Here is a 22420-nt window from a genome sequence, read left to right on the forward strand (position 1 = left end):
ATTTCCTAGTAAAACCAAAACGTTGTTGGCTTGGGAAAAGCTGTCCGAACGTAAAGCAGCATTCATACGAAAACAGTTTATGAGGTTCTTGGAACAAAAAGGAATATTGGGAGAAGTACAGAATGTAAGAATAGGTAAATTACCAGACGATTAAAAGGAGATAGGACATGCTGCTTTATCATTTTAGTGAAGATCCTTCTATTAAAAAGTTTGTTCCATTACCCCATCCTACTAAAAGCGAAATGCCCCCTGTTGTATGGGCAATCGATGAGGAGCATGCACCTCATTATTTTTTTCCAAGAGATTGTCCCCGTGTTGTTTTTTCAAAATCTGACAAACTTAGCAAAGAGGATGAGAGGCTATTTTTTTCACAAACAAGTGCCAGCAAAGTGATAGCAGTTGAATCAAGGTGGATTAGCCGCATTCAACAAACCACTCTGTATCAATATACATTTGATTCTGCAGGCTTTGAGCTTTATGATGCTATTGCCGGCTACTATATTTCAAGGTTTACTGCGGTACCTCTTGCTGTGGAACCTCTGGAGAATTTGTTGGATTGCCTTACAAGGGCGGATGTGGAGCTTCGGATCACACCGGATTTGAACCCGCTTCGGGATGAAATTATTTCCTCGACGTTAGATAACTTTTCCATTATTCGCTTTCAGAATGCAAGTAAACGGTAGTTATGGAGAATTGGATGGATGGTGAGAAGAGCTTTGTTCACTTTAAGAGACCTTTCGGTTAAAGGTTTCTCAACAGGTGATTGAAAAGTGAGGGTTTTGAGGGAGCATTGCAGAAATTATTTTTTGATTATAGCTATTAAACTTCATAAATTAAAAACTGAATTTTCATATAAAAATAGTTTGACGTTCCGAAACGTTTTGGAATATACTTTGTTTGAAAATGAAACCGTTTTAAATATAGGGATTTCACCTGCTTTAAAACGGTTTTAATCATATGCTAGAACTTGATTGAAGGAAAATCGCAGAAAGATAGAAAAGTCATTTTGGGGGAGTGAGTTTTGTAACTCTTACCTCATTAATGACTGTTGCCATACTGAAGCTTAATGGTGTCTGTTTATGACCGTAATGAAAGGATGATCTGAAATGTTAAAAATAACTGATTTAATAGAAGAAATAAAGAATCCTGATGAACGTTCGTTTTTAACACCTGGAACCCGTATGCATTTAATTGGGGCTCAGAATGGGGGATTCCCTGCTTTTGGGCATCATATTGAGAATGAAATGGGCGGAATATGGATGCATCCAATTAAAATTTTGGATGGATTTTGGATGGGTTTAAAAGTAGACGGCAGACAGTTTGAATGGTTAAAACAAGCTTCGATATTTCGAAATCACCCTTTTTATAATGAACATATTTATCAGGCTCATGAACTCGTGATAACAAGGTTTCAATTGGCCCCTCAGGAAACACCCGGGTTGATTGTACGATATATTTTAGAAAATAAGGAAGACTATCCAGTATTGATTGAAGGAGATTTTGTAGTTAGGTCAGATCTTCGCCCGGTTTGGTACTCTGAAACAGAGAATATTATTCCAGGGAAAGATGAAGCGTGGATAGATAATGATTGTGTTGTTGTAAAAGACAGCGATCATAATTGGTTTGCACGAGTTTATGCTCATTGCCCTCACGCAATCATAGAAATTGATGAGCAAATTGAAGGGTATGAACAAACGTACGGGGAGGGGGTTGGAGCGAAATGGAATTTTCGAACAACCGTTGAACCTGGGGAATCCTATGTATTCACTGTACATATAGCTGGTTCCATAAAATCTGAAAAAGAAACCTATGAAACGATAAACAACATGAAGAATGTTGAAAAACATTTTGAGCATAAAAAGAAACACTATCAAGGTATCTTAGATAGAGCGGCTATCGATATTCCTGATGAAGAATTAGCAAAACAATATGCTTGGGTAAAATGCCATATGGAGTGGCTAACGATTGATGTTCCTAGTGTGGGACGCGGGCTGGCAGCAGGAATACCAGAATACCCATGGTGGTTTGGCTGTGATAGTGCATACTCTCTTGCGGGTTGTGTTCCAGCAGGTTTTCATAAACTTGCAGAAGATACGTTGGATGTTGTAGCTGAAGCGTCATTAAGGAAGAATGGAAATGGACGTATTGTCCACGAAATTAATACATTTGGTATTGTAGGAAATCCGGGTAATACACAAGAAACTTCACATTTTATTCGTGCTGTGTACGATACATACAAATGGACCGGGAATAGAGAATGGCTCCGCAGTCATTTTGATGAAATAAAAAACGGGTTACGTTGGCTTTTGGAAGAGATGGATACAGATAAAGATTTGTTTCCAGAGGGATATGGCATCATGGAGATCCTGGGTTTGAATGGCGAGCTGATTGACACTGCTGTATATACTGCAGTAGCGTTGGAAAATGCTGCTGAAATGGCTGAGCTTTTCGGTGAGGAAATACAAGCAAGGAAATATAAGGATTTAGGGGAACAATTAACAAAAAAGATAACAGAAGAAATGTGGTTGGAAAAAGAAGGGCTTTATGCGGATATACGGATCCCAGGCAAGGACTTGTACCCGCGCTTAGATGATTTTATTCATCAGGCCAGGCTGGGGAATGATTTGCACTTAATTCCTTATTACGAAGGAATGAAAGAAGAGCTAATCACAAATGGAATGGCGGAAAGTGAAGATGATACGGCATGGTGTTTTAAAAATTGGGTGATTAACACTCCTCTTGAAATGGGATTATCTGAAACTGGATCAGCGTTACAGGCACTTAAGCGATTGAATGGCAAAGAGTTTACTGGAGAATATGGTATGTATTTATCCGGATTAGAACAGAATCGTATGATGACAATCTCAACAGCAGTCCAAGTTAATGCAAACTTACGTTATCATCAAACCGATGCAGCCTATCAACAAATACAAAATGTAATGAAAACGTTTGGTATGTATCTTCCTGGGTCCATTTCTGAAATGTCCCCCGACTATGGATGCTTTGTACAAGCTTGGACATCTTACGCTTTACTTAGCCCAATTATTTGCGGCTTTATAGGTATTAGGCCTAATGCCGCTGTTAAAGAAGTAACGTTTGAGCCTCAGCTGCCAACTAATTGGGAAAGAGCTAGAGTCCAAAAGTTAATGATTGGCACAAATGAATTGGACGTACTTGTAGAACGAGATATAAAATCCGAAAACGGTTATTCCGTCATTGTACATTCTAAAGAAACTGGTTGGACTTTTCATGGTGCAACAGAAACTTGTTTGATAAATTGAATGATTTTTTATCATAATCTCTTCATCTATGAGAGATTATAAATGAAGTTTAATAACGGGAATTGTGTATTACATCTATAAAAAAAAGAAGCCTCGCCGGCTCCATTCAATTGACTATGTTTTTTTAAAGGTATAGGGCTTCTTAGCATGCTGAAATTCAACAGGTGCAAGCTGCTTGCTTAAAACGCCGAATTGATAATGCTTCTTTTTAAGCTCCTCAATGATGTACGGCAATGCTGCTGCAGTATCTTTTTTATCGTGCATCAAGATGACCGGAGTTTTAAAACCGGGTTTTCTGTTCAGCTGCATTTCGATATTTTTGACGACCGCTTTAGGATCGGAGGTAGCCCAGTCCTTGCTGTCAATATTCCAATCCCAGATTGAAAAGCCTGCTCCGTTCAGTGCCTGTCTTTCCTTAGGGCTTAGAAAAGGAAAACTCCCGTAAGGAACGCGGATGACCTGAGCCTGTTCGCCGGTGTATTGCTTTAATGTGTCGGAGCACTCTGTCATTTCACCTTTTGCACTTTTAGGGCTTGCATAAAATAGTCTAAGTTTATGAGTCACCCCGTGGCATCCCATTCCGAAGCCAAAGTTTTTCATTTCCTGAAGGGCATTGGGATAACGGTCCATGTTATGTTTTAACATGAAAAAAGTGGCCCGAGCATGATCTTTATTCAATATAGAAAGAATTTGAGGAGTATATTTTGTTGGGCCGTCATCAAATGTCAGATAAATGGTACGGCCATCCGGCTTTGTTTGCTCTGTGCCTGCCTGGCCTTGTTGGGTGTTGCTTCCATCAGCTGATCCACTCTTGCCCGTTTGTGGAGTTTTGCTTCCATTTGTATGTGTTTTGGTTGGCGTCAGGTTACTTGAAGCACTTTTCTCAGTCTTTGAATGGTGGAAAATCGCAATAACAGTAATCAGCAATAGAAAGAAAACTAGGATTAAGAGGATTTCCCCATTTTTTTTCATGCTAACTTTCATGTACTGCATCCCTCCTAAGCCTTTTTTTTATCACTATACCCTAGATTATTTGGAAATAACAGGGTTTACTTTGAAATGTGTCGGATTTTGGCAGGGATGGGGAGGAGAGAGGAAGCTCTGGTACGTCTCAGCAGAGGGGAAAAGTATGGCGGCATTAGCTGACTAATAGTGGAAAGGGGAATTTTATTGCTGTCAGCTCTGGTAGTGTTATTTTTTAGAGGGATTGCCGTTCATAAAGCCCTGCTGGGGACTATGCTAATGGTAGAAAGGAATCTGTTGTTTTTTGGTGCTATCTACCTGGTGATATCTTTTATGCTTGTTTTAGCATCCTTTGTTATGGATAATATGCTGCGGCGGGAGAATCTTTCGTAATAAATGTCGACTTTAAAAGACACGGTTGCAGAAAAAAGGTGTCTTGTATTTAGTAATCAGCTGACATGATGTAGGGATCGTCTCAGCAGCTCAAGTTTGAAAAATTGGATATTATTGTATCTTTACTAAACAAGGTACGTTTGTCATAATATACTCTACAGTAGATTGTATTTTCTGTCAGTTATAGTTTTTGGAGAAGATCCATAAAATATAAAGATACACTAATAAGACTACCGGGGGAATAAATGTGATTGAATTTGAGAAAGGAACCATTGAGGAAATCTTAGTCAGGCTGCATGATATCGGGCTTCAGCTGAATGACAACAGCAATGTTAAGAGTGTGCCTATGGAAAAATATAAGGAACTCCTTGATCTCAGCATTCATGTAGCAAGAAAAACCATCGATTTTTCCAATACCATCGATGAAATTATCGAGGACATGGAGAACAAAACCATCGTTTAATTAGGTTTTAAACCGTATGTATTATCAGCCGCTGGACATATATCTTGATTGCACGGGCCGTATCCCTTCAGGTGGTATGGCTTTTTTGTATGGATGCTGCTTTAATGCAGTAACGCACGGAAGGGGTCTGACCCCTTTAGTGGAGTAAAGGTAGGTCTTTTTGCCTAAAACGCTCGTAAGGTTACTGTTTTCGCTCGCATTCAATTGAATTTCGCCCGTAAGGTCCGCCTAGCGTGAAATGGGTACTCAACTTGAAGGGAATTGAAGCGAAATTCAAAGTAAAAACTATGATTTTACTCCTGCAAGCGTTACGATAGGATTAAATAGATGTGAAGCGAGGCGGAAGAGAGTGGCAATATACAATAAGCTTGTTCGCGACAGAATTCCGGAAATCATTGAAAGCAATGGTGGAAAAGCAACGGTCAGAGAACTGGACTCTGCAGCTTTTCTACAGGAATTGAAAGCAAAAGCAGAGGAAGAGTGGAAGGAATATTTGGAATCAGCGAGTGATAATCAGGCGATGGAAGAGCTATGTGATCTGCTAGAGGTGCTGCATGCTTTGACTCATGCGCATGGAAGCGGTTTTGAAGAGCTGGAAGCAATCAGAAAAAAGAAAGTCCAGGAGCGCGGCGGTTTTGAAAAACGGTTGTTTTTGGTGGAAGCCGAATAGAGGAGCGTCCTGCACTATGAACCAGCACAAAAAAAGACTCTGTGCGAGTCTTTTAATGTCCGTGAAACGGTGGCTAATGGCCATCTTTTATATGTATATTCCCATTTCTAAAAGGTCTTTTTAGGTGCATCTTTTTTATAGATGAGAGCGCTCCCAAATCCCATAATCACAAAGAGAAATACGAGCAATTCGTTGTTGGTAGCGACATAAAAAATAAAAGACAATATAAAGTAACTGATATTATTTGTTATTTCAAGATATTGATTGAACAAATTGCTTGATTTGATTATTTTAAAATAAATAAGATTGCTTGAAACCAGCAGGATGGCTATGGATGAGATGATCATCGTTCCGGCTGAAGTTTGAAGGCTGAACCTGAGTAAGCATAGGGCAAGAAAAATTGTAGCCATACTTAACGTAATAAAGGTTGAAACCCAAAATTTTTTATCCAAATAGATATCCCCCTCACATGATAGACTTACCACATAGTATATCAGGTCGTATTAGAGTTGGAAAAGATATTTTTTGTTTATTTAGAATAATTAGTGAAGTTTTAAGGGAGTAAAAGTATCATTGTAAATACCCAATGCCTATTTCTCCGTGTACAGGTCTTTCGAATGAAGCGCCTGTTTTAGGTTACAATGGTAGAAAAAGGAGGCGTAAAATTGGGGGATGAGGCATTACTCGCAATAGGGATTTTCATCATTACATACGGATTCATTATTTCTGAAAAAATTCATAGAACCATTATTGCCATGCTCGGCGGCGGCAGTCTGGTATTGCTTGGGATCGTTAAACAAGAAACAGCCATTGCGCACATAGACTTTAATACATTGGGACTGCTGGCTGGCATGATGATGATTGTCAGCATTACGGCAGAAACGGGAATTTTTAAATATGTAGCCATATGGTCTGCCAAAAAAGTGAAGGGCAAGCCTCTGGCCATTCTCGCAGCTCTCTCTCTTATTACGGTGATTGGATCTGCTTTTTTAGATAACGTTACAACGGTTCTCCTGATAGTTCCGATTACGTTCAGTATCACAAGACAGCTGAATGTGACGCCCATGCCATTTTTGATATCAGAAATTTTGATGTCCAACATCGGTGGGACGGCTACTATGATTGGGGATCCGCCTAATATTATGATAGGAAGTGCGGTTCCGTCGCTTACATTTGGAAAATTTATTACGAATTTAACGCCGATCATACTGATCATTGCAGTTGTAACGATTCTGCTGCTTATGGCTATTTACCGCAAGCAGTTAAAAGTGGATGAACGGGTCAGAGAGAGAATTTTAGATTTAAACGAGAAAGATGAAATTAGCAATCCGTCTCTCATGATTAAATCGCTGAGTGTCATGCTGTTAACGATAGCAGGGTTTTTTCTGCATCAAATCATACATGTTGAAACAGCTGCGATTGCTTTAATGGGGGCCTTTCTGCTGCTTTTATTATCAGGCGAAGGCTATCTGGAGAAATCGCTGGCTAAGGTGGAATGGACAACGATTTTTTTCTTCATCGGCTTGTTTGTCCTAATCTCGGGACTTGTGGAAACTGGCGTGATAAAGCAAGTCGCTTCTTACGCTGTGGGGTTAACAGGGGGGAACCAGACAGCAAGCGCGTTCCTTGTCTTATCCTTAAGCGCGATTGCATCGGCCTTTGTGGACAATATTCCTTTTGTCGCAACGATGATCCCGTTAATCAAGCAAATGGGTGAATTAGGCGTCCAGCATCTAGAACCGTTGTGGTGGAGCTTATCTTTAGGCGCCTGTCTTGGGGGAAACGGCACGTTAATCGGAGCCAGTGCGAACCTGGTTGTAGCGGGACTTGCCGGCAAAGAAGGCTATAAAATTTCCTTCGTAAAATATTTGCTAATTGGTTTTCCATTAATGCTGGTCTCTATCGTCATTTCCATGGTGTATATTTATGTAAGGTATCTATGACAGGAGGAGAGGTATGACAAGGCTCAAATACTCAGTTGCGGCTGATAAAATCGACTTACAAGAAAATCGGCGCGATGAAGATATAGAATTTGAAATTAGGGTGAAGAATTCGGAAATCATAAAAGATCTGCGGGAGCTGAGGCATTTTTTTGAAAGTGATGAGATCTTTACGGATATCCTTTTTTATACCTTTAAAGACCACATCCAGATCATTGTGAAAAAAGAAGCCTATATTACCCTGCTTCTGGGGTTATTCAAGTGGAAGCTTCTGGACAAAGTGGAATGGGTCGATGAGAAAAATGAAGGGGGTACAATGTGAAGAATGTCTATGCCCTCCAAGAAGGCATCTTGCTTACGACCTCTAGGACATGTTCAGGAAACAAAGGAGTTACTCTTTCTATTATATGTCTGACCAACATTGGGATACGATAATATAAACTTTACAAAAAAACGTAGCAACAGGTGGTATCGACCCCCGAAAGTTAGATTCTTCACTCTAACTTTCGGGGGTCGATACCTCGCGGCTACGTTTTTTTGCTATCGATTTTGTATCGATTTTATTGATGTAGATTTAAATAAAATAGCATTATCTGGATCATTGCCGACTGAAAAATAATCCACAGATCCAATGAAGCCTGCAATACCTATCATAGGATTTTCAGTGGACAATTTTGATGCCCCTCCATTAATGGAATTGCTATAAACCTTTTCAAGACAATATTCTTTTTTAGAATCATCAAAAGTAACTTTATAACCGTTTAGGATTGTATCCTTTTTAATATGTAAAGTTTGATCATTCAAAAAGGAAACAATGACCATAATAATCCCCCCTTTATTTATATCCTATCAGATTAAATACAGATATAACTGGATAAATATTACTGTTTTTTAAAATTGAAAAGGCTCTTTTCGTATACTTTGTTGCTATTTGTATCAATTAATATTGGATACACAGGGTTCAAAGCCTGCAAACTAAATTCCTTAAGACGAAAAGATGCCACGATGACTCTCTTAATACAGATTTAACACTTTTGCGAAAAACAACAATCTATACGAAAATAGCCATTGAAAATGTAAAGCACTTGTAAAAACTGCGGTATAGTAAACAAATCTAACAAATTGTTCTTGATTTTCAGAAACAAGTAAAAGAATGGCTGTATAGGAGCTAAAAAAGGGAAAACAAGAATAGTAACTCTATCTGCGAATTCTGTCAATCTTTGAATGTAATAAAAAAGGGTTTTGGATGATTCTTATCGAATTAGGTAAAATAAGGGGGAGAAACGAATCTGACCTATTTGATTGTGCTGCAGACAAGCTGAGAAATCCCTTGTAACGAGGATGCAGCAAATTGACAATCCATAAGGAAAGGCGTTTCTCAAATAAATAGATAATAGGTGGTGAGGGGATTTGTCAGATCATTCAAAAACAACAGAATTTGTCCCGTATGTACCTGCATCAAAGTCTCTTCCGGAGATGACGCTTACAGCCATTATTCTGGGAATTATATTGGCGATTGTTTTCGGAGCGGCAAATGCATATTTAGGACTTAGGGTAGGGTTAACCGTGTCGGCCTCTATACCGGCTGCGGTCATTTCCATGGCGATTTTGCGGGGGCTGTTCCGCCGCAATTCCATTCTGGAGAATAATATTGTTCAGACCATGACGACAGCAGGGGAAGCAATCGGGGCAGGAGCCGTATTTACATTGCCTGCACTTTTTCTCTGGCATGTTCATGTAAGTCAGGGTTTATTTATTTTTATCGTATTAACAGGCGGCTTCCTTGGCGTCTTCATGATGGTGCCTTTGCGCCAGCTGTTGATTGTAAGAGAGCATGAGGTACTTCCATATCCGGAGGGTACGGCTTGTGCGGAAGTATTGAAATCCGGTGAGCAGGGAGGAAGCAGCGCGAAGCTTATTGGTATCGGCCTTGGTGTCGGTGCAGTAGTTAAAGGGCTTGGTGATGGTTTTAAATTATTTAAAACAGAAGTGGAAACGGGAATTGGCAACTTTAAAAATGCCCTTGTCGGCCTTGATACGCTTCCTTCCCTTTTAGGTGTGGGATATATTATCGGGCCGCGTGTAGCAGGAGAAATGCTGGGCGGCGGTCTGCTTGCATGGGTTGTGCTCATTCCTGCGATCAGTTTTTTTGGCAGCGGAAGCGCACACGCGATTTTCCCGGCCTCCATTCCAGTAAGCAAAATGGATGCATGGGCCATTTGGGATAACTATATCCGTTATATCGGTGCAGGAGCTGTGGCAGTGGGAGGATTGATTACACTTGTAAAATCTCTGCCGAGCCTATTTGGATCTGCCTTTGCGACATTCCGCGGAGTTACAGAAAATAGAGGGGGAATTAAGGCTGATCCGCTTCGCACACAGCAGGATATGCCTGCCAAGTATGTTTGGATTGGAATCATCCTTATTATTTTAATCATCGCTTTTGTTCCGGTCACAAAAGTCGGAATTATCGGAGCGGTTTGTATTGCGGTATTTGGTTTCTTATTTGTTTCCGTTGCATCCCGAATTGTAGGGATTGTCGGAAGCTCGTCTTCTCCAGTATCAGGGATGACGATTGCTACTTTGCTGATAGTTACGCTTCTTTATAAAGCGACTGGTTTTACAGGCAAAGAAGGTATGGTCGCAGCGTTGGTTGTGGCAGCGATTATTTGTACTGCACTTGCCGTTGCTGGGGATGTATCCCAGGATTTAAAAACAGGTTATATCGTCGGAGGAACACCGTGGAAGCAGCAGATTGCGATGATGATCGGGGTGGTGGCATCTGGTTCTATCATTGGGTTCATCCTGATTTTAATGGATAATGCTTATCATATGGGATCTGCAGCCCTTCCTGCACCAAAAGCAGCTCTAATGAAGATTCTGGCTGAAGGTGTACTGGGTGGAAATCTTCCATGGAACTTAATCTTTATCGGTGCAGCCATTGCCATTACGCTTGAGTTCTTTGGATTAAATTCACTAGTAGTGGCTGTAGGGATTTATTTGCCGGTTCATACAAGTATGCCAATCATGTTTGGCGGCTTTGTCCGTTACTTTATTGACCGCTTTTCAAAATCAGAAGAGGACCGCAGAGATAAAGTGGACAGAGGGATCCTGTTTGCATCCGGTTTAATTGCAGGTGAATCGCTTGTCGGTGTCATTATTGCGATTTTGATTTACGCAGGCGTCCCTGTACCTGAAGCAGCACTGTCTGCAAGCAATTTACTGCCGTTTATCATCTTTATTCTACTGTCGTTCCTGTTGTATTTTGTCTCGGTTCGAGGAAAGAAGCGACATGTTTAAACGGGTAAACAAGGAACAGAATTTGCTTGAAATGGTTCCCGTTCTGGAAACCAAGGTCCATTATCATGAGGAAAAAGGGAAAAGCGGCTGCTTGGTCATTGACCGTACCTCTTTTCTTGAACGGCTGTCTATCAAGTATTTAAAGCAGCCTTCTGTGAGAAAAATACATCTGGACAAATTTGGTTCCTTCACTGTAAAACAGTTTGAAGAATATAAAACGGTCGATGTCATCACCAAGGAAATGCAGCAGCAGTTTGGCGAGGAAGCAGAGCCGGCGCTGCCACGCCTGCTGAAGTTCCTGCAAACCCTGGAAGCGCATGAATGGATTAAATGGGAAGAGACCCACTAAAAAACATAGCAAAAAGGGAAGTGCGGAGAATGTTGGCCCGCACTTCTTTTATATACTTGGGAGTGGTTTCGTACACTAAAGCGCAAAAGGGGTCAGACCCCTTTTGCGCTTTAGTGTGGTAAAAGGATCAGACCCCTTTAGTAAAGTAAAGGATATGGCAGCTTGAAGCGAGTCATTTATTGTATTTTTTGGTTTTGGAGCAAGGAAGAAAGGGGAATGGGCATAGTAAAGTACATATACTTACAGGAGGGTTATGGATGACCGAACTGGAGCTGAAAGTAGATGCAAAGGCTGTTTTGGGAGAGGGCCCTTGCTGGGATGAGGATAGACAGCAGTTGTATTGGGTGGATATTATCCAAAAGACAATACATTTTTATCGCCCTGAAACCAATGAAGACAGAGAAATCCAGCTGGATCAATTGATAGGGGCGGTGGCTCCAATAAAAGGAGGGGGAATGGTCACAGCACTGGAGAACGGATTTTTTTTCTTAGATGAGGCGACGGGAAAGCTGGAGCCAATTTTCAATCCCGAGAGGAATATTTCGAATAACCGTTTTAACGACGGAAAATGCGATGCTGCAGGCAGATTTTGGGCGGGCACCATGGTGAAATCAGGTTCCGCTCAGCAGGGGGCTCTTTACTGTTTAACGCCAGGGCTTAAAGTGGAGACGAAGCTGAAAGACCTTGGAATATCGAACGGGCTGGCCTGGTCGCCAGATAATCGGTATTTCTATTTCATCGATACACCGACGGAAAAAGTACTTCAATTTGACTATCAATTAGACACTGGAGAAATATCAAACTCTAAAGAGATTATTTCATTTAAGAGTGAGGAAGGCATGCCGGATGGTATGACCATTGATGAAGAGGGGATGCTGTGGATTGCCCATTGGGGAGGGGGTAGAGTATCGAGATGGGATCCGGCTTCAGGCAAAAAGCTGACAGAGGTTGTCCTGCCTGTGAAAAATGTGACCTCCTGTACGTTTGGAGGAAAAGATTTAAGAGACTTGTATATCACCACAGCAAGACAAGGGCTGGATGAGGCGGAGATGGAGCAGTATCCCCATTCAGGCGGGCTGTTTTGCTATAAAACGGAGGTTAAGGGAATGCCTGCGTATACTTTTAACGGATAATTTAATAGCAGCAGGAACATCTCTGTTAGTAGTCAAAACATGGAGCTGATAGAGTTGAAGAGTGGCCAATGCCAGAGGATTAAGAGAGCTGAAATTTTTCAGCTCTCTTTGTCATTGTCCTGTACATTGGGGGTGGAGGGTTAGGGTGCTTTTATGCGTTAAAGTGTAGAAGGGGTCAGACCCCTTATACGCTTTAGAGCATTAAAAGGGTCAGACCCCTTTCGTGCTTTAGAGTACTAATATGTTAGCGTGTTCCTCTAGATAAAGAGTCCGCCATTTTCGTATAATGGTAGAAAATGTGGGCTTGGGGGATCAGCATGAAAGAAGGGTATATTTTAAAGTTTTATCGAGAAAAAGAGGGGCTTACCCAGGGACAGCTTGCTGAGGGGATATGCTCGATTACTCATTTAAGCAAGATTGAAAGAGGCATTACAGAGTATTCTCCTGAAATTACGAGGATGCTATCAGAACGATTGAACAGGGATCTTCAGAAAGAAGTAGAAAATTACCATCGATTAAGCCAACGGCTGAAGGACTGGCATGAGGCCATGATTATGCAAAGGATGGAGGATGCGGATCAGCTGAAAATAGAGATAGAGCGTGATCCAATGAAGGAGTTTCCAGATTTTCTCCTGCGTTATCAGCTGCTGTTAAGCCGTTATGAACTTTTTACGAACAAGCTGGAGCAGGCCTATAGCCGGCTTACGGACATCCAGCGCCAGGATCTCAGTCATTCTCCTTATGACAGCCATCTCGTCAAGCATTTACTCGGTATCTACTATTTTTTAACCGGCCAGTACCACTCAGGGATTGAAAGTCTTGGGGCGATTGACCCTGCACAATATGACAATGAAGAGTATTATTATCATTTGGCTTTAGCCTACCATTCCATTCACGCCAATATCACTTCCTATTACTATGCAGAAAAGGCGCTGCGCTTTTTCCGCAGAACATTGAATATGCTGCGGATTATTGATACGGAGACGCTCATGCTTGTTGAACTGAACTCAAAGGAGCTTCATGATTTTGAAGATACCAGGCAAAAATACGAAATCCTTTTGAAAAGCTGTGATATCTGCCATAACAGCATTGAAAGGAAGTCAAAGCTTTATAACAATTATGCTTTTGAATGCTTCAGAAGAGAAAAAGATCAAGAGGCGGCCAAGCTGTATGAAAAAGCCATGAGCTTATTGGAAAAGCAAAATCCCTTTTATTTGATTGCGCTAGATGGATATCTCCAGGCATGCAATAGGGGCAAGCTTCTTTCCAAGGAACGCCTGCTGGAGCTGGCAAGGGAAGGACTGTACGAAGCAAAAAAAGGGAAATTTACAAGAAAATGCATCGATTTTAAGATGCATATATGTCTTTTGGAAGAAGATTTCGAGCAATACTACCAGCTGATTGAACAGGAAGCGCTGCCCTACCTCAGACAAAGCGGGGAAATGATAATGATAGACCACTATGAAAAGAAGCTTTTTCACTATTATATGAGCCAAGAAAGATCAGAAGATGCCTTTCAGCTGGCAAAATCCATGATCGAATCGCAGAAAAGCTATTACGATCATAGGTGAGAAATGGGAGCGCCATGCTCCTTTTTTTATTTATATGAAGTGAAAAATCTCCTCTAAAAAAAGCCAGTATCCGACATCGTTCGGGGAAATCTATTTCCGCGGAAATAAGTCAAACGTTTGATTGAAAAGTTCACAATGCAGAGAGAGACTCTGTTTATCCATTAAGAGAGGCGCGGAATGTGACGAAGTAAGGTGACATGTATTTCCCTTTGAAACAAGGAATTTTGACAGGTGAAAGCGAAACCATGTTATACAAAGAAATCGGAGGAGGATACAGAATGAAAGCAGTCATTGTAAAAGCTTTTGGCGGGGCAGAAGAAATGGAGTACACAGATGTGGAAATTCCTAAAATCTCCTCAAGGCAGGTGCTGATTCGCGCTGAGAAATCGAGTGTAAATTTTGCAGACATAAAAGCCCGGAGAGGAAATAAGGGAAAAGGCACCCTGCCCTTTATTCCTGGTTTAGATCTAGCAGGTACCATTGTAGAAGTAGGAACGGAAGTGCAGCATTTTAAGAAGGGACAGAGGGTAATTGCTTTTCCTGCAGGTGGATCGTATTGCGAATATGCGGCTGCCGATGAACAGCTAACCTTTTTGCTGCCGGATAACATTGATTTTGAAACAGCAGCAGCTTGCCCAACCGTAGCTTTCCTTGCTTATAAGCTGCTCGCAAATATCGCACGAATGGAACGGGGAGAAACAGTTTTGGTTCATTCAGCTGCCGGCGGAGTAGGCTCAACAGCGATACAGTTCGCCAAAGCTCTGGGGGCTGGCATGGTGATCGGCACAGTAGGAAACCGGGCAAAGGCACAAACTGCACTTGATGCAGGGGCGGACTATGTGCTTTCCTATGAACAAAACGACCGTTTCGCTGAGCAGGTAAAGGAATGGACAGATGGAAAAGGTGCTGACATTATTTTAGATTCACTTGCCGGTACCATAACGGAAAAAAGCCTTGATTGCCTGGCGTTATACGGGCGCCTTGTGCAGTTTGGAAATTCCTCTGGAAAAAGCGGGAACTTTACCACAAATGATGTTCATTCAAGCTGCCGTTCGGTCCTCGGCTTCAGTCTCGGAACCACCAGGAAAGAGAGGCCGCATGTATTGCAGGAAACAGCCAAGCAGGTTTTTCGCTATCTTGAAACGGGACAGGTGAAAATGGAAATCGGCAAAATCTTTGATCTGAAGGATGCTGCTGATGCCCATCGATGGGTGGAAAGCAGGCAAAGTACCGGGAAAGTTCTGCTGCAGATAGCAGAGTTGTGAAAAAGTGCAGGGGAGATTTTTATGATTATTAATATCAATTTAGTATCAAGTCTAATAAACGAACAGTTTCCAGAATGGTCTCATTTATCTATTACCCCTGTGAAAAATGGCGGAAATGATAACCGAACTTTTCATTTGGGTGATCATATGAGCGTAAGGCTGCCAAGTGCGGAAGGTTATGCACCCCAAGTGGAAAAAGAGCAAAAGTGGCTGCCGATTTTAGCTGAAAAACTATCACTGCCAATTTCCGTTCCCATCGCAAAAGGACATCCGAGTTTATCCCTGGTCATGGTCCATCTATAAGTGGCTTGATGGTGACCCTCTATCTCGTGTCAATAGTGTTAACCGCAATCATATAGCAAAGGAATTGGGGTTATTTTTAAAAGAATTACAAGCTACCGATGCCAGTCAAGGTCCTTTAGCTGGCAAGCATAATTTTTATAGAGGCGGGTCGTTATCTATTTATAATGGTGAATCTCAAATGGCCATCGAAAACAATAAAGAATTGTTTGATAGCGGCTTGCTGAGTGAAATATGGAACTTAGCTTTAGAATCTGAATGGGAATCAGAGCCTGTTTGGGTACACGGAGATATCGCGCCAGGGAATTTGTTAGTTCAGGATGGAAGGCTTTGTGCAGTGATCGATTTTGGCATTTTAGGAACAGGAGATCCTTCTTGTGATGCGGCAATCGCCTGGACTTTCTTTGATGATACAAGTAGAAAAGTGTTTAAGAGTGAATTAAATTTTAACGAGGAGACTTGGAGTAGAGCACGAGGGTGGGCTCTTTGGAAGGCATTGATAACATATGATGCCTACAAAGATTCTGATACAGGGAAAGCAAAAGAAGCGTTTAATACTATTTTCACAATAATGGAAGAGTACAAAAGAACGTGATGGCTGATTCCTTAAAGTTGCACGCTGCATTTCCGGAGAGCAGTACGCAGAATTTTTACCAGTGTCACAATCTACTAGCAATATCTCTATTTATTCTAAGTAAAACCCCCTTTCTTAAAATGAAGGGGGTTCTTTTATCAAGGATGACTAAGTTTATTGGAATGGCGATGTTTTTCTCCAAAAACATGATTCTCAAGGTAGTAATGGAAAAACCATTCTCCAGCACCAATGACGATAGTAGAAATGATAGAGGCAATCACAATATGATGTCCGTTGCCAAGGAGCGCAGCGCCCATCAGCCAAATGACCAAAAATGCAAGGACAGCATCGGAAATGGTAGCCATAACATTTCGTTTGCGATAGTTTAAATGGCTACCCGAATGCCGGAAGATGGCAAGATCTCCAAAGAGGTAGGCTAGCACGGTGAGCACAAGGCTAATAAGGAGTGTTTGTCCAAAATCAGCTTGAAAAATTCCGCTTAAAATGACACCGAGAACTACAGCAATCATCACGAATTTCATTGCGATCGCTTTCATCTGATTCATTTTCAATCCCTCCTATTTTTTTATATATACTGTATACCCCTGTCATGAATGGGGATGCATAGATTAGGTGGAATGAAAAAAATTGGAAGCGGTTAGGAGGTAAGGGCATGTGGTCGAAAGCAGGTCTTGGGGGCAGATTTGAGTGGTCAGGCGTATGCACCTTTGATTCTTCTTAATATAGGGGTAGTTGGCATCCTCTTCGCTTATTGTCATGAACTTACAACAAGCACTTTCTGCAATAAAAGCTTTTTCGCCTGCAAACGAATAAGCTGCTCATGCGACGTTGCTTTTGCACATTAACGCGTAGAAGGGGTCTGACCCCTTCTACGCGTTAATGTGCAAAAAACTCCTCAAGATGAATGAGGAGCAATTGTATGAAACCATTTTTTCCAAGAGGCCAGGTCATTAGCAAGAACGTAAGGCCGCAGGGTCTCGGAAATGTCAGGGGAAGCCTGGCCTCCAATAATAAAGGTAAGCCCAAGTTTACTGTCAGATAGCTCTTTTATGACTTTTTCAAGATGTTTGGCATGGTCTTGGTAAGTGACGGACATACAAATGAATTTTACATTGTTCATTTGAATAAGTGGAAGGAGATCTTCGGTTGGCGTATTTTCTCCCAAAAACAATACATCAATCCCGCGCCGCTTTAAGAATAAAGAAAAAAGCAGCAGGCCAATATGATGGTGCTCATTTGGCGGACAAAAGGCAACAGCCCGCACATTGCTGGTATTGACGGTTAAATCCTGGAAAAAGGACAGAAGCCTTCTCTCTAAAAATTGACTGATAAAATGCTCCTGGATTACGGATAATCTATTTTGCGCCCACTCATCTCCAACTCTTTTTAGAATCGGAACAATTATATAATGAAATACATCTTCAAAGTCAAACATGGAAAAGCACAGATTAATCATTTGATTGGCTGCCCCTGTATCATAGTGAACCAGCGCCTCAAGGATACGGTCAATGTGAATTTCGTACAAATCCTTTGGTTTTTGCTCCTTGATCGATGGTTCTGCTTCCCGTTCCGGAAGAGAGAGCAATGGTTCATCTACTTTGTTTTTTAAGAGCTCCATTGCTTGATGTACGGGAATGCCGAAATCTTCCTTTTGATGCTTAACCCAAAGAAGATCCTTCACATCCTTTTGTGAATATCTTCGCTGCCCTTTTTCCGTCCGGGTAGGCTTAATGACATCGTACCGCCTTTCCCAGGCTCGCAATGTAACAGGCGGAATACCTGTGAGCTCCGCTACCTTTTTAATGCCAAACACCGAAACCACTCTCTTTCAACTCATTGTATAAGCTTAAAGTCAAGATGACTGAAATGATGTAATAATAAATAGTCTACTCGTAAAGGTATGGGGATTTTACAATACCCCCTAAAAGTCCCTTTATAAAAGGAAAAATAGTTACGCTTAAATAAAACCATAAACGTTATTTTACCATATTTATTCCCAATACCATAGCTAAGTTCAATAGAGTAGAGTTATGGTGGAGGAGAAAGTGCAAGAAAAAAGCATTTTTGTACACTAAAGTGCTAAAGGGGTCAGACCCTTTTAGTGCTTTAAAGCAATGAGGGGGTCAGACCCCTTCTGCCCTTTAAAGTGTTAAAGCTCTTTAGATCCCACTGTTCTGCATTGGGATCACCTGAATTTCAGGTGGTTCTATAAGGAAGCCTTCGATGGATTTTACAAATTCATTAAAGTGGGAACCTTTTTTGTGCGATTCCAACGCCGTTTGATCGACCCATTGTTCCAGTGTCAAAAAGACATTCGGCTGATCGACTTCTTCAAAGAGGCGGTATTCTGCATTGCCTTCCTCTGCCCGCGATTGCTCAACTGCACGGCCGGCAATTTCAAGGAATGCGGCGCGGTACTCAGGGTTTACCTTTATTAAGCCATGAACCATGATCATCCTAATTCCTCCCGTTTTCCATATATGCCATACAAAACAAATTCAACCAATTCGGCGATCTTGGATGGCGTAAAGTAAGTGCCGGCTTCCTTGTCATGAATTTCATGCTGGTTCATCACAGCTAAAATGGCTGAAATCAGCCCTACCCTAAAAAGGAAAAAATCGGAAATCCCTTTAATAAGGCCTTGATCAATCCGCCTTTCAATTTCCGTTTCAGCGTCATTTCGCTGATAAAACTGCTTCACATATTCAGTTGATAGCTCTGGATGATGAAGCGTCTCATTAAATAAAATCTCAAACTGGCAGCGATTTTGGACAATCAAATTCAGTTTATCAGTTACATACCCCTTTATTAGCTCCTCTAACGGGACATCGCTAAGATCGCTTTGAAAAAATTTCTTCTCATTGCCATCAGCATAGTCAGGTGTCACACAAGCCATTAATAAATCGTTTTTACTTGTAAAGTATTTGTAAATGGTGGCCTCCGATATACCGCATGCTTTGGCAATTTCGCTCGTTTTTGAAGAATCAAACCCTTTTTTGGCAAAAAGTTTCCTGGAGTGCTCAATAATCAATTGTTTGGTGCTTTCCCCCTTGCCCACATAGATCCCCCTTTTTTAAATAGCCTTTCGTATAGATAGTTGCTTTTCATACAGGAATAAGCTTTCGTAAGCAGTTCACAAGTTTTTTTACAACTTTTAAAAAAGACCAGCCAACGCTGATCCCTAAAATGATTTATTTAAATGAGGTATATCCGTCGTCCACCATAACCACACTGCCGTTAATTGCATCGGCTTCGTCAAGGGTAAGCAGAAAGGCAGCATTCGCAATCGCTTCTGGAGTTAGGAGCTCCTTTCGCATTTGCTGTTTCTTCATATGGTTTAAAAGACCGGCGTCCTTATAGTCCTGAATTATGGGCGTATCCACACCGCCAGGAGCAATTGCAACAACCCGGATGCCGTAGGGTGCCAGCTCCAGCGCAGCATTTTGTGTCATCATCCTTATAGCGCCTTTTGTTGCCTGATAAGCAAACGTTCCATGGCTGGCAAGATACCCAAAGACAGAGGCTGTATTAATGATTACGCCTTTTACATGAAGATCACGCATCTTGCGGCCTGCTACCATGATTCCATAGGCCACGCCATGCTGATTCACATTGACCACCCGGTGATAATCCTCAAGTGTTGTATCTAAAAGAGGGGATGTTGATCCTATGCCTGCATTATTGAACATAATGTCAAGAGTTCCGTAAGTTTCAACCGTTTTTTCAATCAATGTTTCCACATCATCAAAAATGGCAACATTGGTGGGTACAAAAATAGCATCTCCGCCAGAGGACTTAATCATTTCAACGGTTTCCTGGCCGCCAGTTTCATTTAAATCCGCCACAACCACCTTATCGCCTTTACTCGCAAACTTTAAACTGGCTGCACGGCCGATTCCGCTGGCGCCGCCTGTAACGACTGCAACTCTTGCTGACATTTTTTATTCCTCCAATTCAAATTAAGCGTTTACATAAATGAATAATTTGAAAAGTAAGTACTTACTCACTTTTAGGGAAATTATAATCCTGCCATATCCAAAAAGCAACAAAAATAACGCTTAGGGGTCTGACCCCTTCTTCACATTAAAGCGCAAAAGGGGTCAGACTCCTTTTGTGCTTTAATGCGGTAAACTGTTTATAGAACAGAATTTTCTAAAAAATGCTTGCATCGATCAGTGTGTTTGATTATTATCTAATTAGATAAACTTTAAATTAGTGGGTGTAGATATGCAGTTAAATAAAATTGTTGAGTTTCATAAGGCATTGGGAGACCTGACGAGGGTCCGGATTGTGGCATTGCTGCAGCAGGGCCCGCTTCACGGCCAGGCTATCGCAGGAAAGCTGGGGCTTAAGCCGCCGACCATTACCCATCACATCGCCAAGCTCCGCGAAGTAGGGCTGATCAAGGAAAAGCGGGACAAAAATACGATCTATTTTTCCCTCAATACCAAAATACTGGAAGGCAGCGCCCAGGCGATTTTGACGATCGGAAAGGAGATTACAAACGTGGAATTTGCAGTCACAGATCAAGAAAGAGCAAGTATTTTAAAGAGCTTTTTCACGCATGACGGCAAGCTGAAAAACTACCCGGCCCAGCGAAAGAAGAAAATTGTTGTACTTGAACTTTTAGTAAAGGGGCTGGAATTCGGAAGGGTGTATCCGGAAAAAGAAATCAATGAATACCTAAAGCAGTATTTTGATGACTATGCCACGCTTCGCCGCGAATTAATCATTTGCCAATTCATGTACCGGGAAAATAACCTATACGAGCTTAATCCGCCGGAATTATGGGTGTTAAAATAAGGACCGCTTTCTTACAGATGTTGCTTCTCGCATCCTGTACACGGAAGTTCTTTTACCGCAAATAGGAGAAAAGTTTACGATAAGTGCCAGCGAAACAAAACAATGACTGCACGCTGGCATTTCTTTTTACATATCTAATTAGATATAAATCAAATTAGACGAATATAAAAAGGGAGAGTACTAGGATGTTTTCCATTTTAAAAGAGGAAAAGTGTTACAGAAAGCTGTTTGCCGCAGGGATTATCAATGGAATAGGCGACCGCTTCAGCCAGGTGGCCATGCTCGGACTTCAGCTTCAGCTTACCGGCTCGGGATTTGCCGTAGGGCTTACGATGTGCTTAAGACTCGTTCCCTTTCTTTTTTTCGGTACACTTGGTGGAATTCTGGCCGACCGCCTGCCGAGAAAAACCATTTTAGTCGTGACAGACCTTGTAAGAATACTGTTCGCCTTATCCTTTCTTTTCGTCCATAACAAGGAAAATGTTTGGATTATATACGTCAGCTCTTTTGTGCTTGCAATCGGTGAAGCCATTTATGCACCTGCACGAAAATCTTCCATACCCCAGCTGGTCAAAGAGATAAACCTTGTCCAGGTGAACAGCATGGAACAGGTGCTGACTGGGGCAGTACTGATCGGCGGTGCTTTTTCAGGAGGGATCGCGGCCTATTTTTTCGGCCCCCAAATCCCTTTTCTGCTCAACGCGCTTTCCTTTTTACTAGCAGCTGGAATCCTATCTACCATACCGTTTCCTGAAAAACAGCAATTCGAACAGACAAAGACAGAAACAAAGCAAAGTCCTGCTTTTTGGACGGTAAAAAAAGTACTGTTTTCATCCTTTGCCTTGCAGATCCTTTTTTTAGCCGAAATGGTCCTGCCTTTTATAAGCGGGTTTGATAACGTGTTAATCAGTGTGTACGCGGTCAAAGTATATGCGCTGGGAGACCTGGGGGTGGGACTTTTCTACGGCGCACTCGGCATCGGGCTGATGCTCAGTTCATTGGCTGCGAATCGCTTGAAAGGAAACTTGCTGGCACCGGGAACTGTATTTATGATTCTTGAAGGGCTCTCCATCGTCATCCTCAGTCAGGTGAAACATCCGGCACTTGCTGTTCTCTTTTTTATCTGCAATGCGTGGATGGGCGGAATAGGGGGAACTTGTTTTGACAGCGTGTTGATGAAGGAAACACCAAAAGAGCACCAGGGAGTGATTTTTGGACTTCTGGCTACAATCGGTAACACCATTATTGGCATAGCCATGCTGGCCGCCGGTGCTGCCCTTGATTTTGTCCCTCCAAGGGTGATGGGTCTTTCAGCTGGCCTTGCGCTAATGGTTGTCGGCCTATGCTTTATGGGGTTGATTTTTGTGAAAAAAACACATAGGCAGAGAGCCTGA

The 22420-nt window shown here is 41.8% G+C and carries 22 protein-coding genes and 1 pseudogene; 15 read left to right on the top strand and 8 right to left on the bottom strand.

Features of this window, described 5'->3' with window-relative positions; genetic code table 11:
- Positions 1–167: 167 nt before the first annotated feature.
- Together A5N88_RS17375 and A5N88_RS17380 are read left to right on the top strand one after the other, a co-directional pair.
- Positions 168–683: a DUF6886 family protein gene (locus A5N88_RS17375; protein ID WP_066268272.1), complete on the top strand. Its 516-nt coding sequence runs from the start codon at positions 168–170 to the stop codon at positions 681–683.
- Positions 684–1106: 423 nt separating this feature from the next.
- Positions 1107–3281 (top strand): alpha-L-rhamnosidase-related protein, encoded by a 2175-nt coding sequence (locus A5N88_RS17380; protein WP_066268274.1) that lies wholly within the window; start codon positions 1107–1109, stop codon positions 3279–3281.
- 114 nt (positions 3282–3395) lie between these two features.
- Here the strand turns inward: A5N88_RS17380 and A5N88_RS17385 are convergent, their stop codons facing one another.
- Entirely contained in the window at positions 3396–4265 is an 870-nt protein-coding gene (locus tag A5N88_RS17385; RefSeq protein WP_066268276.1) for a polysaccharide deacetylase family protein, read from the bottom strand.
- Positions 4266–4451: 186 nt separating this feature from the next.
- On the opposite strand from A5N88_RS17385, the gene A5N88_RS17390 reads away from it, so the two are divergent.
- The 3 genes from A5N88_RS17390 to A5N88_RS17400 all read left to right on the top strand — a co-directional run bounded on the left by A5N88_RS17390 (position 4452) and on the right by A5N88_RS17400 (position 5770).
- Entirely contained in the window at positions 4452–4637 is a 186-nt protein-coding gene (locus A5N88_RS17390; protein WP_157090706.1) for a hypothetical protein, read from the top strand.
- A 247-nt stretch (positions 4638–4884) separates the two neighbouring features.
- A complete protein-coding gene (locus tag A5N88_RS17395; protein ID WP_066268278.1) occupies positions 4885–5100 on the top strand; it encodes a hypothetical protein in 216 nt (71 codons plus the stop codon).
- A 349-nt stretch (positions 5101–5449) separates the two neighbouring features.
- Positions 5450–5770: a nucleoside triphosphate pyrophosphohydrolase gene (locus A5N88_RS17400; protein WP_066268280.1), complete on the top strand. Its 321-nt coding sequence runs from the start codon at positions 5450–5452 to the stop codon at positions 5768–5770.
- Positions 5771–5877: 107 nt separating this feature from the next.
- Here A5N88_RS17400 and A5N88_RS17405 read toward each other — a convergent pair whose 3' ends face one another.
- Positions 5878–6222 (bottom strand): hypothetical protein, encoded by a 345-nt coding sequence (locus tag A5N88_RS17405; protein ID WP_066268283.1) that lies wholly within the window; start codon positions 6220–6222, stop codon positions 5878–5880.
- Positions 6223–6435: 213 nt separating this feature from the next.
- Between A5N88_RS17405 and A5N88_RS17410 the strand changes: the two genes are divergently transcribed.
- Together A5N88_RS17410 and A5N88_RS17415 are read left to right on the top strand one after the other, a co-directional pair.
- Positions 6436–7713 (top strand): ArsB/NhaD family transporter, encoded by a 1278-nt coding sequence (locus A5N88_RS17410; protein WP_066268285.1) that lies wholly within the window; start codon positions 6436–6438, stop codon positions 7711–7713.
- Positions 7714–7726: 13 nt separating this feature from the next.
- A complete protein-coding gene (locus A5N88_RS17415) occupies positions 7727–8032 on the top strand; it encodes a hypothetical protein (RefSeq protein WP_066268286.1) in 306 nt (101 codons plus the stop codon).
- Positions 8033–8250: 218 nt separating this feature from the next.
- Here A5N88_RS17415 and A5N88_RS17420 read toward each other — a convergent pair whose 3' ends face one another.
- Positions 8251–8532 (bottom strand): hypothetical protein, encoded by a 282-nt coding sequence (locus A5N88_RS17420; RefSeq protein ID WP_066268287.1) that lies wholly within the window; start codon positions 8530–8532, stop codon positions 8251–8253.
- 588 nt (positions 8533–9120) lie between these two features.
- Between A5N88_RS17420 and A5N88_RS17425 the strand changes: the two genes are divergently transcribed.
- The 6 genes and pseudogenes from A5N88_RS17425 to A5N88_RS17450 all read left to right on the top strand — a co-directional run bounded on the left by A5N88_RS17425 (position 9121) and on the right by A5N88_RS17450 (position 16223).
- Complete coding sequence (locus A5N88_RS17425) at positions 9121–11010, top strand: OPT family oligopeptide transporter (protein ID WP_066268288.1); 1890 nt, start codon at positions 9121–9123, stop codon at positions 11008–11010.
- The gene (locus A5N88_RS17430; RefSeq protein WP_066268290.1) at positions 11003–11359 is read left to right on the top strand and encodes a PqqD family protein; all 357 of its coding nucleotides are present in this window, start codon (positions 11003–11005) and stop codon (positions 11357–11359) included. The genes A5N88_RS17425 and A5N88_RS17430 overlap by 8 nt, the downstream gene beginning before the upstream one ends.
- A 257-nt stretch (positions 11360–11616) precedes the next feature.
- Entirely contained in the window at positions 11617–12492 is an 876-nt protein-coding gene (locus A5N88_RS17435) for an SMP-30/gluconolactonase/LRE family protein (protein ID WP_066268291.1), read from the top strand.
- Between the two features lie 317 nt (positions 12493–12809).
- Positions 12810–14063 carry a helix-turn-helix domain-containing protein gene (locus tag A5N88_RS17440; RefSeq protein ID WP_066268294.1) on the top strand — a complete coding sequence of 418 codons (1254 nt, stop codon included), beginning with the start codon at positions 12810–12812 and terminating at the stop codon, positions 14061–14063.
- A gap of 278 nt (positions 14064–14341) precedes the next feature.
- A complete protein-coding gene (locus tag A5N88_RS17445) occupies positions 14342–15328 on the top strand; it encodes a quinone oxidoreductase family protein (RefSeq protein WP_066268296.1) in 987 nt (328 codons plus the stop codon).
- Positions 15329–15349: 21 nt separating this feature from the next.
- A pseudogene (locus A5N88_RS17450) lies at positions 15350–16223 on the top strand (aminoglycoside phosphotransferase family protein).
- Positions 16224–16360: 137 nt separating this feature from the next.
- Here A5N88_RS17450 and A5N88_RS17455 read toward each other — a convergent pair.
- From A5N88_RS17455 to A5N88_RS17475, 5 genes are all read right to left on the bottom strand, one after another.
- Positions 16361–16768, bottom strand: a complete 408-nt coding sequence (locus tag A5N88_RS17455) for a DUF2512 family protein (protein ID WP_066268298.1) — start codon at positions 16766–16768, stop codon at positions 16361–16363.
- Between the two features lie 350 nt (positions 16769–17118).
- Positions 17119–18036, bottom strand: coding sequence for a MerR family transcriptional regulator (locus A5N88_RS17460; protein WP_066268300.1), 918 nt, complete (start codon positions 18034–18036; stop codon positions 17119–17121).
- A 346-nt stretch (positions 18037–18382) separates the two neighbouring features.
- Positions 18383–18679 carry a putative quinol monooxygenase gene (locus A5N88_RS17465; RefSeq protein ID WP_066268302.1) on the bottom strand — a complete coding sequence of 99 codons (297 nt, stop codon included), beginning with the start codon at positions 18677–18679 and terminating at the stop codon, positions 18383–18385.
- Positions 18676–19281: a TetR/AcrR family transcriptional regulator gene (locus A5N88_RS17470; RefSeq protein WP_066268304.1), complete on the bottom strand. Its 606-nt coding sequence runs from the start codon at positions 19279–19281 to the stop codon at positions 18676–18678. Before A5N88_RS17470 ends, A5N88_RS17465 begins: the two co-directional genes overlap by 4 nt.
- 133 nt (positions 19282–19414) lie before the next feature.
- Positions 19415–20161 carry an SDR family NAD(P)-dependent oxidoreductase gene (locus tag A5N88_RS17475; RefSeq protein ID WP_066268306.1) on the bottom strand — a complete coding sequence of 249 codons (747 nt, stop codon included), beginning with the start codon at positions 20159–20161 and terminating at the stop codon, positions 19415–19417.
- A 289-nt stretch (positions 20162–20450) separates the two neighbouring features.
- Here A5N88_RS17475 and A5N88_RS17480 point away from each other — a divergent pair, with 289 nt between their 5' ends.
- Entirely contained in the window at positions 20451–21026 is a 576-nt protein-coding gene (locus A5N88_RS17480) for a DUF2087 domain-containing protein (RefSeq protein ID WP_066268308.1), read from the top strand.
- Positions 21027–21211: 185 nt separating this feature from the next.
- Positions 21212–22420: an MFS transporter gene (locus tag A5N88_RS17485; RefSeq protein WP_066268310.1), complete on the top strand. Its 1209-nt coding sequence runs from the start codon at positions 21212–21214 to the stop codon at positions 22418–22420.

Source organism: Heyndrickxia acidicola (genome assembly GCF_001636425.1).
Classification (GTDB): domain Bacteria; phylum Bacillota; class Bacilli; order Bacillales; family Bacillaceae_C; genus Bacillus_AE; species Bacillus_AE acidicola.